This window comes from Deltaproteobacteria bacterium (assembly GCA_016709225.1).
Lineage (GTDB): Bacteria > Myxococcota_A > Polyangia > Nannocystales > Nannocystaceae > Xiheibacterium > Xiheibacterium phototrophicum.
Genome location: JADJEE010000005.1, coordinates 11176 through 24226, shown reverse-complemented (window position 1 = coordinate 24226; position 13051 = coordinate 11176). Strand labels below are relative to the sequence as shown.

Annotated in this window: 15 protein-coding genes; 1 reads left to right on the top strand and 14 read right to left on the bottom strand. The window is 69.1% G+C overall.

Going from position 1 to position 13051, the window contains the following annotated elements:
- Window positions 1-49: 49 nt before the first annotated feature.
- From IPH07_24005 to IPH07_23970, 8 genes are all read right to left on the bottom strand, one after another.
- Entirely contained in the window at window positions 50-280 is a 231-nt protein-coding gene (locus tag IPH07_24005) for a hypothetical protein (protein MBK6920486.1), read from the bottom strand.
- Window positions 281-480: 200 nt separating this feature from the next.
- Window positions 481-828 carry a hypothetical protein gene (locus IPH07_24000; protein MBK6920485.1) on the bottom strand — a complete coding sequence of 116 codons (348 nt, stop codon included), beginning with the start codon at window positions 826-828 and terminating at the stop codon, window positions 481-483.
- Window positions 829-1134: 306 nt separating this feature from the next.
- Complete coding sequence (locus IPH07_23995; GenBank protein MBK6920484.1) at window positions 1135-1953, bottom strand: hypothetical protein; 819 nt, start codon at window positions 1951-1953, stop codon at window positions 1135-1137.
- Window positions 1946-2200, bottom strand: coding sequence for a hypothetical protein (locus tag IPH07_23990; GenBank protein MBK6920483.1), 255 nt, complete (start codon window positions 2198-2200; stop codon window positions 1946-1948). The genes IPH07_23995 and IPH07_23990 overlap by 8 nt, the downstream gene beginning before the upstream one ends.
- Window positions 2193-2393 (bottom strand): hypothetical protein, encoded by a 201-nt coding sequence (locus tag IPH07_23985; GenBank protein MBK6920482.1) that lies wholly within the window; start codon window positions 2391-2393, stop codon window positions 2193-2195. Before IPH07_23985 ends, IPH07_23990 begins: the two co-directional genes overlap by 8 nt.
- Window positions 2386-2934 (bottom strand): hypothetical protein, encoded by a 549-nt coding sequence (locus IPH07_23980; protein ID MBK6920481.1) that lies wholly within the window; start codon window positions 2932-2934, stop codon window positions 2386-2388. Before IPH07_23980 ends, IPH07_23985 begins: the two co-directional genes overlap by 8 nt.
- The gene (locus IPH07_23975) at window positions 2931-3254 is read right to left on the bottom strand and encodes a hypothetical protein (GenBank protein ID MBK6920480.1); all 324 of its coding nucleotides are present in this window, start codon (window positions 3252-3254) and stop codon (window positions 2931-2933) included. Before IPH07_23975 ends, IPH07_23980 begins: the two co-directional genes overlap by 4 nt.
- A 69-nt stretch (window positions 3255-3323) precedes the next feature.
- Window positions 3324-3530 carry a hypothetical protein gene (locus tag IPH07_23970; GenBank protein MBK6920479.1) on the bottom strand — a complete coding sequence of 69 codons (207 nt, stop codon included), beginning with the start codon at window positions 3528-3530 and terminating at the stop codon, window positions 3324-3326.
- A 262-nt stretch (window positions 3531-3792) separates the two neighbouring features.
- Between IPH07_23970 and IPH07_23965 the strand changes: the two genes are divergently transcribed.
- Entirely contained in the window at window positions 3793-3969 is a 177-nt protein-coding gene (locus IPH07_23965) for a hypothetical protein (protein MBK6920478.1), read from the top strand.
- Window positions 3970-3972: 3 nt separating this feature from the next.
- Here the strand turns inward: IPH07_23965 and IPH07_23960 are convergent, their stop codons facing one another.
- The 6 genes from IPH07_23960 to IPH07_23935 are packed head-to-tail and all read right to left on the bottom strand — an operon-like array spanning window position 3973 to window position 12545.
- The gene (locus IPH07_23960) at window positions 3973-5307 is read right to left on the bottom strand and encodes a hypothetical protein (protein MBK6920477.1); all 1335 of its coding nucleotides are present in this window, start codon (window positions 5305-5307) and stop codon (window positions 3973-3975) included.
- On the bottom strand, window positions 5304-6671 hold the full coding sequence (locus IPH07_23955) for a hypothetical protein (GenBank protein ID MBK6920476.1): 1368 nt from the start codon (window positions 6669-6671) through the stop codon (window positions 5304-5306). Before IPH07_23955 ends, IPH07_23960 begins: the two co-directional genes overlap by 4 nt.
- 4 nt (window positions 6672-6675) lie before the next feature.
- The gene (locus tag IPH07_23950) at window positions 6676-7380 is read right to left on the bottom strand and encodes a hypothetical protein (protein ID MBK6920475.1); all 705 of its coding nucleotides are present in this window, start codon (window positions 7378-7380) and stop codon (window positions 6676-6678) included.
- Window positions 7381-7383: 3 nt separating this feature from the next.
- Complete coding sequence (locus IPH07_23945; GenBank protein MBK6920474.1) at window positions 7384-10506, bottom strand: hypothetical protein; 3123 nt, start codon at window positions 10504-10506, stop codon at window positions 7384-7386.
- Complete coding sequence (locus IPH07_23940; protein ID MBK6920473.1) at window positions 10507-11277, bottom strand: hypothetical protein; 771 nt, start codon at window positions 11275-11277, stop codon at window positions 10507-10509.
- Window positions 11277-12545 (bottom strand): hypothetical protein, encoded by a 1269-nt coding sequence (locus IPH07_23935; GenBank protein ID MBK6920472.1) that lies wholly within the window; start codon window positions 12543-12545, stop codon window positions 11277-11279. Before IPH07_23935 ends, IPH07_23940 begins: the two co-directional genes overlap by 1 nt.
- Window positions 12546-13051 lie beyond the last annotated feature (506 nt).

The window sequence follows — 13051 nt, the reverse complement described above, 5'->3', positions numbered from 1 at the left end:
ACCTCCTCCAGCGCGAGGCGGGTTGCCTCGCGCGCTTCGCTGGCCTTCTTCACTGCGAGCCTCCGACCTTCCTCGCGACAACCGCCATCGCGAGCTCGACGTCGCCTCCGCGCTTCACGTCGGACGACGGCGCGTAGGCCCGGCTCACGTGTGAGTCGACCGGCGGACCGAGCAGTTCATCGGCCATCGCCTCCGCCTCTTCGTAGCCGACGTCCAGAGAGCCCGGGTCGATCGGGAGTGAATGCGCGTTCGCGCGCTTCCGCTGGTAGTGGGTGGTCATCTTCTTCGCTTCCCTCGCGGGTGCCAGCCCGCCGATCTGTGATGCAGCCGGTTGGCGCCGGCGTCAAGTAGAAAGTGCGCCCTTGCGTTTGCGCGGGTGCTACTGCATACCTCGGGTGTCGGCGTCGCTCATCTTCGGCGTCCTCCGCTGACCGCCCCCACGTCTGCCAGGATGGTGGGGGACCGAGGGCCTGGCCTGCTTCACGCGCGCCGGGCCTTTGTGTTTCGCCGAGCTCGCTTCGCCCGCGCGGCGCCCTCGTCCAGGTACTCGGCGCCGGACAGCCCGAGCTCGTCGAGCCAGGAGATCGTCGCGGGCAGGACCCACAGGCGCATCAGCACGCGGCGCTGGTCCTCGGGCAGGCGCGGTCGGCCGGCGCCCACGTCGACGAGGCGGACTTCGGCGCCGCACCGCAGGCACGGACGCTCGAGTGCGGTCTCGCGGCGGCGCTGTGTCGACCAGCCGCAGGAGGCCGAGGTGCAGTGCACGGTGACGCGCGCGGTGTCGACGGGCGGCGCGTTGGTGGCGGCCTTGGATGGTCGGCGCCTCATGTCTTCGGGGCCCTCGCGATGATTAGCTGCTCGCGGCGCAGGGGGCAGCCCCGCGGGAGGCGATCGTCGGACTGCTTCAGCCGCTGCGATTGCACGACGCCAGGATGCGCGCACCATCGTCCGTTGCGATCGTCGTCGTGATCGAGCGGGCAGTCCGCACACGACGTGACGAGCTTGACCCACGCGCTCATGCCGGCCCCTGCGGCTCGGCCGCGTTGCGGCGGCGGATGAGGTCGATCAGGTGGTCGCCGTCGTCGCGGCGGCGCAGCACGCTACCAGCGTTCGCATTCGTTGCTCTGCACGAACTCATGCGTCCTCGTTGACTTCCGCCACGGGCCAGACCGATCCGCGCGGGATAGCCCCCCAGCGCCCGGTGTAGACTCTGCCCTGATCGAAATCGCGAGCCAGGCGCCAGCGCCGACGCAACTCGTCACACGGCTCCTCGCGGCGCTCGCCGTTGCGAAAGAGCAGCGTCGCCATCATGCCGAATCTCGCAGTCTCGTCGTCGTCGTGGATGTCGCAGACCAGCGCCGAGCACCACAGAGGGCTGCCGTCGCGTTCGCAGTTCAGGCAGTCGTCTGGATGCACGATCATGCCAACCTGCACGAATGGCACTTGTCTCCCGGCGATGATGATGTCCGTCTCGTCGTCGCCTTCGCTCGCGGGGTCGGCCTTGGGACACGACGCGCGTGATTGGTCGCAATCCGACTCGACGCGGCCGCACGCACAAAACCTTGGACCAGGGATGTAGACGAACCCGTAGCCATCGGGTGTGACGAGCATGCGATCGGCAGCCCGCGCGATGGCGATCTGTGTCGCCGTCATGGCGGCAGACGAAACGATCGATCCTCCCGTCATTGCCGTTCGTCGCAGGAAAGCCCGTGCTTCATCCCGCTCGCGCACCAGCTCGCGGTTTCGCTCCTCCCAGTGCCGGTTGCAGCCTGGGGAAAGCGCGCACACGCCATCCTGGCCGCAGTCCTCGATCTCGCTGCGCTGCCGGATCTTCGACAATGCGCCGCTGCACGTCGTCGTCTCGCGGTCGTAGTTGCGGACCATCCCGCAGCGCGAGCAGACGGACCAGCCCTCGCGCTCGTGCTTCGTCCACTCGTGTCCGGCGCTACTCATGCGGCACCGCCTTCGGCCCGCGCTCGATGGTCAGGCTGTTAACCGCGCGCTTCGTTCGCGCGGTGTAAAACTTCGGGTCGCGGAGTTTGTGAGCCAGCCTGTGGGCCTCGGCCTTGTTCAGAGGGCTCTCTCCGAGGTGGGTCTTGGTCCATGCGCGGCGCCCGTCGTAGACGTCGATCGCCCAACCTTGCCCGTCATCTCGCGGTCTTACGTGGATGTGGACGTCGTCGTTGTGCTGGTCAGCCATGGTCGTGGTCTCCTTCGTCGGCAAAGCCAAGGTCGCAGTCGATCAGATGCGGCGGGGTCTCGCTGTCGCACGACACCGACCACCGATACCCGCAGTCCGGGCACGGGATCACCTGCCCGTCTTCGTAGGCGACGCCCTCGACGAGCATCGCGTCCGTGTCGCACCAGCACTCGATGTCGGTCGCGTCAGCCACCGTCGGTCTCCAGTGCGGCCGCGGCCGCGGTGACAAGCCGCAGAGAGCACTCCACCATCTGGTGGTGCGCGCGGCGGAAACACGCTTGCAGGTTCGCGTGGTCGCCTTGCGTGCTCGCGCCCGGGCCCCAGAGCGTCCACAGCTTGGGGTAGTCGTAGCCCACGTGCACGACGATGCACAGCTTGGGGTAGTCGTAGCCCACGTGCACGACGATGCACAGCTTGGGGTAGTCGTAGCCCACGTGCACGACGATGCTCGCGTCGTGCGGAGAGCATTCGACCGCCCACCACAGCCCGGCATCGGGGCGATACTCCAGCGACGGCAGCGGCCCCGGCTCGACGCCACGGCGCGCGCAGTCGGCCAGGTACGCCGCGGCGTCGGAGGGGTCGGGGACGGGTGGTGATGCGCATCGGCACTGGCCGTCGAGGTCGGGCGGGCACGTCCGACGCCCACACCAACCGTCGCGGCCGGCCACCCACCGCCCCCAGTCGAGCCCGCACGCGAGCGCGAGCGCGGCGGCGACTCGCCATGCCGGGGTCACGGTGCACCGCCAGTCGCGGCGAGGGCATCGAGGAAAGCGCACTCGTCGCACAGGCGGCGCATGTCCTTGATCGCGGTGAAGTACTGCACGCCGCCCGGCACGACATCGTCGAGCTGCGCGACCACGTGCATGATCTGCGGCACGTTGTGGCGGTGGCACCGGGCGCAGTTCGTGATGCAGCTCGGCGTCCAGCGGAGGTGGTCTCCGGCGGCGGTGTGGGGGACGCGGAGACCTCCGACGAGCACGAAGCCCTGGGCGTCGACGGTGTGCTCGATGGGGGTGGGCGGGTAGCCGCAGGGGCGGAGGGTGGGCTCGGGCATCGTCGTGGTCTCCTACCGCCGAAGCCCCGCGCGTCCTTCGACGGCGGGGCGGGTGAGTGCGGGCGGTGGTCACTGCCGGGCGACGACGGCCACGACGGCGGAGCCTTCCCGCCGGATCCACACGCGCTCGCCCTCGACGGGCAGCTCCTCGCACGTGATCGGAGCGGCCAGCCGGCGGTCCGGCTCGCACTCGCCCTCGACGACGCGCACGACGGTGGCGCGGTTCGGGGTGACGTCGGTCAGGATCGCGTAGTGGGTGGGGGTCGAGGTGGTCACACCCCGAAAGCCCCGTCCTCTCTCGAGGTACGGGGCGGGTGTGGCGCGAGGTCGGGTCAGCCCGCGTCGCGCCGGGCCATGTCTGAATAATACGGCCGGTTCTCTCAGACGCCAGGAACAATCGACACCGATCGCGAATATCGCGTGTTAGGCCGTGACACCATGCGTTCTACGCGACTTACAAGAACGCGCTCCGCATCCGGTCGACGGTCGCGGTCGCTGGTGCTACCACTATCGTGTGCCTGGCAGCACAGAGGACATCATGACTCGCATCCGAAGCATCATCGCAGCAGCTCTCGTCGGTATCGGTCTCTCGCTCGCAGCGTGCGACCCATGCTCCGCCGGCTACAAGATCAACATCGAGCGGTGTGCCGCTGGTGACCAGGCTTCCTGCGAGTGGATTCAGGACAACTTCCACGGCGCGATGTGTGACCTGTAGCGGTCACCACGTGCCGTAGTCGATCGAGATGCCGTAGATCGACAGCGTCCCGCTCGCGACGAGAGCGAAGACCTCGAGCGGCGCTGCGTCGTGGTCGGCGTGCACCTGCGACTCGAGGTAGCCGGTCGCCTCGTACCAGTCACGCGCACCGCTGACCGACACGTCCACCCACTCGTAGAGCCCGCACTGCACGCGCACCGTGCCCGTGCCTGCGCTGCGTGACGCGTCGACGCGAACGCGCACCGGCACCACGGATGCCTCGCGCCGCAGGATCAGCTGCGGGTCGCACAGGCGGTGGAGCTGGGCGTGCGCGCCGGCAACGACCCACCCAGGATCGTCGGTGCCGTAGGTCGTGATCGACGCGCTCAGGAGCGAGACGTAACTCGTGCTCGTCACCGTCACCGGATCGGGCCCCGTATCGGTGAGCGGGTCGATCGTGGTCTCGTCCCATGCCGTCCACTGCATGATGCGAGGCCCGAGCCTGTCGGACTGGCGAGCGGCCACCTGCGCCACGCGCCGCGTGCCGTGGCGATGCTCCTCGTAGCTGGTGCCGTCCGGCGCCTTGATCATCGGCACCGGCGTGAGCGCAGGCCCGGCCGGCATCGCGTGCACCGACAACAGGCCGGCCTCGTCGTGATTCGAGACGTGCGCGAGCGGGACCTCGTAGACGACGAAGCCGACGACGCGGGACCCTCCGCGCACCTGCAGCTCGAGCGTCACGGTCGACCACTCGGAGTAGGCGGCGCCGACGGGTGGACTGCTGGCGAAGTCCGTCGGACGGATCCCGTCGATCTTGCGGTGCTGCAGCGATGCCCAGTTGCCGCCATCCGCCGTGTTCTCGGCGCCGCCGTAGGTTCCGAGCAGCGAGCCCGGCATCGTGATCGCGTGGTAGTTCGGTCCATCGGTGGCCCCGGAGAATCGCCACGTAGCCGCGACTCGAGCCTCCGCCCACGCGCCATCGCTGGTCCAGACGCCGACGATCTGCTTGTGAACGAGCCCTGCCGGACAGAACATCACGTGCGCACGCAGCTCGCAGCCTGGAGTCACGTTCGCGATGTAGCTTCCGAGCGTGCGCCATGTGTTCGTCGGGTAGTTCTGCGGCGACACCCCGCCGATGTTCGGGTCGACGGACCCATCGGGCTGCGCCCACTCATCCGCGCCCGACAGCGACCACGACGCGATCACCCGACGCGAGCTCGCGGGGACCGTGTCCTGCGCGCGGCCCAGTGCGCCGAGCGGCGACCATCGACACGTGGTGTTGGGCGCGAGCTGCCCGAGGCCCGGCCGAATCGGCGAGAGACCCACGAGCGCCTTGGTCTTGTACTCCGTGTCGCTCATGCGATGGACTCCGCGAAGGGTAAGCCGCCCGCGCTCTCACGCACGCACGGGACGACGTGGATCGATCTCACCGTGATCGTCTCGGCCGCGTCGTTCGCCGACGCACTCGCCGGGTCGACGCGCAACGCCAGCGAGAAGTAGGTCATCCCCTCGTGCACGCCCGACACACCGCGGGCGATCGGCACCAGACCCATCACGGTGTACTCGCCGAGCCCGCCGGTCTCGTCGCGCGTGAACTGCTGCTCGAGGTAGTAGGACTCCAGCGGCTCGGGCGACCCAGCGTCGACGGCCAGGTCGAGCGAGCCCGGCGGACGCGAGTGCGAGTAGAGCCGCACGCCAATCGGCACCGCCGCACCACTGGACACCGCCGACCGCACGTGTACCCGCACCCACGCGTGCGTGCAGGTCTCGGACACCGGGGCCGCATGCAGCCATCCCAGGTGGGCCGCCCATCCTGTCGCGCCCGGCGGAGTGCGGATGAAGGGGTCACCACCGGTGAGCAGTGAAGCCGTCCAAGCCGGCACCACGCGGCAACGCTCGTTGACCAGCGGCGACAGCGTCCGCCGGTACAACGCCCGCGTCGCAGCAGCTGCCCACGCGAGCGACGGGCCGTGGTGGTAGTTGCGCGAGTCGATCGTGTCGGGCGTCACCGGGATGCCCTGGTGCTCGCTGTCCTGCTCGACGACCGACGACGGCTCGGAGCGCGTCTCGACTCGGTCCACTGCGATCTCCGTCGCCGACTGGCAGCGGCTCTCGAACCACAGCTCGGTGATCGTGCCGGTGAAGGCCGATGTCCCGATCGAGTCGTTGGCTCCCCAGTACGCGGTAGTCGACTGCAGCGTCTTGGTCGCGTGCGCGAAGCGGGTGCGGTCGAAGGTGCCATCGGTCGTGTTCCACACCAGCAGCCACGACTGCACCGCATCGCTCGCGCCCGTCGTGTCCGGGTTCGCCTCCGAGATCCACGCGATGATCAGGTCGTCCCGCGACGCGCCGAGCCCGGTCACGGTGTACGTCAACACGAGGGTGTTGTTGACGTAGACACGGATCGTGTTCGCCGACGAGAACTGCAGCAGTTCGAGGTTTCCGCCCGTCCCGTGGCGGTAGAGCGTGCCGGTGTCCGTGTTGTTCGCGGCCACTGCGAGCCCGATGGTCCGCGGCTCCCCGCGGTTGAACCGCGTGGTGCCGCTCTCGTAGACCACGCTCGTCCCGGCCGTCAGGTTCGTCGCGTACTGCGACAGGTCCGTCGCGCACGACGTGATCGACGAGCCGCGCGCGAGATACCTCGTCGACTGCTTCGCATGCGGGTCGTAGCCCTGCATGTACGAGGCAACGCCCCACAACGATGTCCAGCTGGACCAAGGCATCGGCTCAGCCCCTCAGTCGCACCGCGGTGTAGCCGAAGCGTTCGAGAATGATGGTCGTGAAGGCTGCGCTGTGCGTCACCGTCAGCGACAGCGTTCGCGTGCTGCCGAGATCGGGAACCGTCGTCGTCGTGCCGGCTGCGCCCGACTGACTTCCGATCGCCACGTCCTGCCGCAGCGACACGCCGAACGCACCGATACCCGTGGTCGCGGCATTCGTCGCGCCGTTGCGGATGTTGCCGACCATGCGCACAGTGGTGCTGCTGACGACGTAGATGCGGAAGTGCCAATCCAGCGTCGTCCACAACACGTTGTCGTCGACGAACGAAGCCGTCGCGGCCCACAGCGTCGTCCCTCCAAGCGCGAGCGTGTGCGCGATGGTCCGAGATGAACCGCTGTCGTTCGTGTAGCGGCCATGCATTCGAACTTCCAGGATGTCGCCCGCCACCAGCGTCCCGCCTGGGATCGACAGGCCAAGGATGTCGGTCGGCGTCGTGTCGTTCGTCAGCGACTGCAGCGTCGTCGACGAGTCGACCACCAGCGGAGTCGACTGCGCGCGCGTGATCAGTGCCTGGACTGCCGCGCGAACGTCCTCGCCGAACTCGACCGGCGATGGTGTCGTCGGTGCGACGATGTCCACGTCGAGTGCCGCCAGGTCTCCGGCGAGAAGCGACGCAAGGCCGTCGTCGAGGTCGATGGATGTCACTGGCATCGGTCAGGTCTCCCAGGGGTAGCCGTCGGTCGTCGCGGCGACGTCGGTCCATGTGCCGGCGTCGTTGCAGATCGGCGAGTAGAGGGCGTCGATCCAAGCTGCATTGGCGGTCGTCGTCGGGCGAAGGACGACGATCGTGTCCATGTCCCGGTAGTAGGTTCCAGACGTCGATGTCAGGCGGATGCGCGACGATCCCGAGACGGTCGACACTGACGACACCGTGCCGGCCCCCGTCTGCGAGATCGTCTCGCCGTCCCACTGCCACCACTCGATCACCGCGTCTCCGCCGTACTGCGCGATCGCGGTGTAGAGCGGCTCGGTGAAGAACGCCGCATCGCTCCACGTGCCATCCGACTCGATGCCAAGCCAGTTGTCCGCGACGTAGAGATCGTCCGTCGCCTCGTCGTAGCCGATGCCGCGGGCCGAGAAGGCGTGGAGCCTCGGCGTGTTCGAGCGGTCGGCAAACACCAGCAGATCGACCGTCGTGATCCCCTCGTTGACGCCCATCGTCGTTCGCACGCCGGTCACCACCGCGAGGCGGTTCTCGACGCCGTAGGACCCCGACGGGTCCACGAGCTCGGGGTCCGTCAGCCGCACGATCGTCCCCGGCCACATGCGCTGGCCGTGGGTGATCATCGGCACCGGGTAGCCGCGGACCTCGAAGTGCCGCAGTGCCCACCAGCGCGACAGCTGGGCCACACGCTCGACGCGGCCGCCGTCCTGCCGCATCGCGTGCGCCATCACCTTCTGCTCGACGTCGCCGGACCGGTAGCGCGCGCCGACGTCGGTCGAGCGTAGCTCGAGCGTGCGGGATGCCCGGTTGAGGTGCGGAGTCCATGCGGTCGCGAAGCTCCACCGGTCGATCGGCGCCCACTTCCGCAGGTCCTGCTCGAGCTCGCGGCGGCGCTTGTAGGTCACCGCTCGCACGGACCGATCGAGCACGATCGAGGCGTCGGCGAGCGTCACAGGGTCGGCCGGGCACCACACGCCGTAGCGGCCATCGCGGAGGTGGATCGCCCACCCCATCGACTGCACGATCGAGCGGATCGCGTCGATCGACTGGTAGCCCGGTGAGAACACCGTCTTGGTGTTCAGCAACTGCGGATTGGGCAGCTTGGCGGCCTCGGCCGCGAAGGCCTCGGGAGTGTGCACGTACTCCGCCGGGATGCCGAGCCCGAGCGCAGCCACCTCGCCGTCGCGGCGGACGACGTGCGCGCCCGATGGCTCGTTGTCGCCGGCGTCGAGCGTCGCGGTCGCGTCGAGGTTGTAGCTCGACCACCCGTCGCTAGTTCCCGTGGTCAGCAGCAGGCGCTGCAGCACGACGTGCGCCAGGTCGAGGCCGGAGCCCTGCGAGTACCCGAGGCACAGCACCGGCACGGCCATGACCTGCCCGTCGTCCTCGTCGATCGTCTCGGTCCGCGCGACCCAGTCGCTGCGCACCGCCCCGCGCGAGGTCGTGCCGAAGAGGCCGGAGTCCAGCCACTCGGTCACGACGATCGTGTCACCGAACACGCAGCCATCCTGCTGGCCGCCGGCATTCGCCCAACTCGCGCGCGCCCACCAGTACTCGTCGAAGGCCTCCTCGCTGCCGGCGAACCGCCGCTTGCCAAAGAACAGCCACAGGCCCTGCCGGTCGACGGGCGTGCCGTCGATGCTGCGCGGCTCGGTGTAGTCGGTGAGGTCGCTCGCCGGCGGCCGATCGAGCTGGCCCGGATGCACCACCGTCGACTGCGACGCGCCGGCGCCGACGGCCGCATCGCCGAGCCGGAAGACCTGCCCGCGCCCGTAGTTGAGCGCGGCGAGCAGCACGTGCGTGCCGCTGTCGTACCAGGGCCGGTAGACCCGCGTGGCCCCGCCGTTGTTGAGGCCGGCGGGAAAGTCCGGCCCCGTCGAGCCGGTCACGATCTGCGCGTACCAGTAGTCCGGCCCGGGGGTCAGGAACGTGACGTGCTCGCCGACCGGCTGGAACGAGATCGCCCGCGGCTCGTCGTCGGCGGGCTCGAGCGCGTTCTGCAGGTCGACGTCGAACCCGAGCAGCGCCCAGACCTTGCGGTGCAGGCACAGCTGCATCACGCCGGCGCCAGCGGTTGCCGCTCCGACAGCGATGCGGATGGCGCCCTCGCTGTCCATCGACACGTGGAATCCTGTCTGCGATTCCCACACGCCATCGGTGCCAGTCGCTGCGGATGCCGCCGCGATCTCGTCGATCACGTCCTGCCGGATCGCGTCGGTCGTGGTGCCGGTGATGAACGTGACGAACTGCTGCAGCCCGTACTGATCATCGATGATCCCGCCGCTGCTCGACGTCGTGTAGAGGTTCACCAGCATGCCGTCTTCGCGCTCGTCGCCAGACGTCACGAGCGTGACCTCTCCGACCGCGCGAACCGGCTTGTCTTGGTAGGCGATCGCGAGCGGCTTGCGTAGCCACGACTCGGGGCCGTCCGCACGCAGCGACCACGCCCGACCGCTGACCTCTCCCTCGTCGCGCAGCGTGCCCCACCACAGCCGCACAGCCTCGGAGAACGGCCGCCACGCCGTCTGGCCCGCGGACCTGCTCGGGTAGGTCACGTGGTCGCGGAAGCAGCGGTAGAGCACCACCCGGCGACCCGTCCACACGATCGGGTTGTCCGAGACCGGCGAGCCGACCAAGTCGAACTCGGGCAGCGACAGGCCGTGCTCGAGGCCGACCTCGAAGTCCGGCGTGCACGGGTACCGGCGCCGCTGGCCCGAGCTGCCGATGCGCTCGACGCCGACGTTGAGCCCGTGGAGATCGGTTCGCGACGTGAGGTCGTCGGACGGGTGGATCGCAAGACCAGCACCCAGCGGGACGTCACCGAGCGACTGCTGGCTATCGTCGTTGGCGCCGAACAGCCGTGCGAGGTCGCCCTCGAAATCGTAGATCGTGAAGGTCACCGGGCTGTCGAGCAGCATGCCCGTGCGCAGGTCGCAGGCGATTCGCCACGACAGGCCGTCGCGCGTCAGGCCCAGGCGGATCGAGTGCCCCGTGCCGGTCGTGAGCCCGGCGAGCTGCGCATCATCGGTGAACGCGGGCTCGATGCCGTCGAACAGCACGACCAGCGCGGACTCGTTGTCCGTCATCGCCGAAAGCTCGGTCGTCGTCGGCATCTACGACAACTCCGCCAGCTGGTGAAGGGGTAGCGTCAGCGGGCTGGATACCTCGGCGTTCGCCACGTTGCGCCGGTACCAATCGCCGTCCGCCTCTGCCCGCATCACGTACGGGCCGCGGCCCGTCGTCCACGTGACGTTGCTCGTCGACGCGTCGTCCTCGGAGATCGACTCGTAGTAGGTGAACCGGCGCCGGAGCTTCGCGCACTGCTCCCAGAACTCGTGGAATGTCCCGCCGCCGTCGCTGGAGTCGTCGACGCGCAAGCGCTCGGGGACGATGTGCTGCCACTCCAGCCCCTGCCACGTCTCCGACCCGTAGTGCGCGCAGTAGACCTCGGTACCGTCGTCGCTCTTGTAGATCGACTGGTGGTCGACCGAGTAGCCATCGACGCCGAAGATCGTCCGCGGCGTCGCGAGGTAGCCCGGCGACCACAGCAACGGCGAGATCGATGCCGCGGTGTACGTCGTTGAGCCGCTCAGGTCGCCCTGCGTGAACCCGAGCAGGTCTCGCAGCGTCGTCGCCGTCGACCATGCGATGTCCGCCGTGGAGTTCAGCGCGATGCGCACCCGACGATTCCGCAGGATCGTGACCGTGCTGGTCGGCCCGCCGGTGTCGTCGATCGCGTCCTGCACGATCTGCAGCAGCGACAATGCCGACGTGGAGTGCCGCAGGTACGCGTGCACAGCAGAGACCGGCGCCGGCGTGGCGTCGACGGTGAAGGTCTGATCGGGCAGCCGGTAGGCGCCCACGAGCCATGCGCTGCTGGGCATCAGGACCCCGCCCTTCGGCGCGTGTGCGCCACTTCGGTTTCGAGACCCTCATCGATCATCCGCAGGAACTCCCGATGCGGCGTGCCGTAGAGGTTGACGGGGCCGTTGAATTGCAACGTCCTGCCGGTCGAGCCGCCCGGCGGCGGCGCCGTGCTGGGGATCGTCGGGCCCGGACCGCCAGGGCCTGCTCCGGGCGATCCCGGGATCGGGCTGTCGCTGCCCGGCGAGCCACCACCTCCGCCACCGGACCCGCCTCGGCTGCCTCGGCCGGAGCCGCTGCCACCGGTCGAGCTCGACTGCGAGTCCGCTCGCTGCATCGACGCCGCCCGGCTGTTGAGCGCGCTCGCGCCTGCACCTGCTCCTCCCGCAAGGACACCGAACGCCGCCGCGGCTGCGAGATGCAGACCGCCGCCCACGTAGTCCTGCATCGCGAACGATGCGATCGCCATCGCTCCCTGCTCCAGTGCCTTCACGATCGCGACGTTGCGGATGTTCTCGAGCGTCGACGCGGTCGACTGCATGCCTGCGATCTTCGCTGCGCGGGCTGCCTCGGCCTCCGTCTTGCCCTGCGCGAGCGCTGCGTTCCTCGCCGCCTTGCGTGCGTCATTGGTCGCGAGGATGCCGGTGATGACCGTCCCCGCCGCATCCTTCGCGATCGTCGTCGCGCGGTTGATCCTCGCGATCTTCTGCTCCTCGGCCGCCTGCTCCTCGGCGATGCGGGCCAGCTCGAACTCGTGCGCCGCCTGCCGTGCATCCTCTCGCACCGCGATCTTGTCGATCTCGGTGGCCATCGCGTTCTCCTTGAACGCGTAGAATGCTTCGTTTGCGGCACGCTCCGCCTCGATGCGCTGCATCTCCGCGTCGTGGTCCGTCAACGCAGTGCCGAAAAACGTGGTCCGCTGCTCCGCGCGCGCGCGCTCCACGTCGATCAGACGCAGCGTCGCATCGCGCTCACGCTCCTTCGCAGAGATCGCCTCCTTCGGATCGACCGACCCGCGCTGCAGCTGCGAGCCGACGCGGTCGTTGGCCGCTGCGAGCCGGCCGGCCTCGAAGTCGCGGGTATCGGACGATCCGCGGTCGAAGGCGCCGCCGAAGCGCGCCAGGTTGCGCTCGGCCAGGAACTCGGCCGACTGCTGCGTCTTCCCCTTGCGGCCGCCGCCGCGCGATTGCTTCTTCTCCTCTTCGCCCTGTGCGCGTAGGTTCTTCAGTTCGTTGTCCCGCAGCACGGCGATCGCCTCGAGCTCGAGCCGCTTGCGCTCGACGGCCACGGCCGCCTCCTCGTCGCGATCGAGGATGTCTTTGCCGATCGACAGGATCGAGGCCTCCGTGCGCAGCTCCTCCGCCTTGATCTCCGCGAGCCGGCTCTCGAGCGCGGTCGTCGTGTTGCCGCGACCCTCCTCGATCGCGATCGTCTCCTCGAGCACGCGCTTCTCCTCGCGCATGTCGCCGAGACGCACCGACCGCGCCGTCTCTCGTGCGGCCTCGTTGGCCTCGGACTGGAGCCGCGCGATCGCTGCGTCGGCCGCTCGCGACTGTGCCTCGCGCCGCTGCTTCTCGATCGCCTTGGTGAGGGCCTTCGTGCGCTCCTCGGCCTCGCGCTCTGCCTCGGCGAAGTGCATGACGACGCCGACGGCCGCACCGATCGCGATCCCCCATGGCCCGAGCGTTGCGAGCACGCCCTGCATCGCCTGATTCACCGATGCCGTCTGGCCCACGACCTGGTGCGCCGCGAAGCCAAGCCGCTCGAGCGCCTTCTGCCCGCGCCCGCCTGCCG

Excerpts from the sequence above, each read along its gene's own strand:
- IPH07_24005 (MBK6920486.1), bottom strand. The coding sequence starts at position 280 with ATGACCACCCACTACCAGCGGAAGCGCGCGAACGCGCATTCACTCCCG.
- IPH07_24000 (MBK6920485.1), bottom strand. The coding sequence starts at position 828 with ATGAGGCGCCGACCATCCAAGGCCGCCACCAACGCGCCGCCCGTCGAC.
- IPH07_23995 (MBK6920484.1), bottom strand. The coding sequence starts at position 1,953 with ATGAGTAGCGCCGGACACGAGTGGACGAAGCACGAGCGCGAGGGCTGG.
- IPH07_23990 (MBK6920483.1), bottom strand. The coding sequence starts at position 2,200 with ATGGCTGACCAGCACAACGACGACGTCCACATCCACGTAAGACCGCGA.
- IPH07_23975 (MBK6920480.1), bottom strand. The coding sequence starts at position 3,254 with ATGCCCGAGCCCACCCTCCGCCCCTGCGGCTACCCGCCCACCCCCATC.
- IPH07_23965 (MBK6920478.1), top strand. The coding sequence starts at position 3,793 with ATGACTCGCATCCGAAGCATCATCGCAGCAGCTCTCGTCGGTATCGGT.
- IPH07_23960 (MBK6920477.1), bottom strand. The coding sequence starts at position 5,307 with ATGAGCGACACGGAGTACAAGACCAAGGCGCTCGTGGGTCTCTCGCCG.
- IPH07_23955 (MBK6920476.1), bottom strand. The coding sequence starts at position 6,671 with ATGCCTTGGTCCAGCTGGACATCGTTGTGGGGCGTTGCCTCGTACATG.
- IPH07_23950 (MBK6920475.1), bottom strand. The coding sequence starts at position 7,380 with ATGCCAGTGACATCCATCGACCTCGACGACGGCCTTGCGTCGCTTCTC.
- IPH07_23945 (MBK6920474.1), bottom strand. The coding sequence starts at position 10,506 with ATGCCGACGACGACCGAGCTTTCGGCGATGACGGACAACGAGTCCGCG.
- IPH07_23940 (MBK6920473.1), bottom strand. The coding sequence starts at position 11,277 with ATGCCCAGCAGCGCATGGCTCGTGGGCGCCTACCGGCTGCCCGATCAG.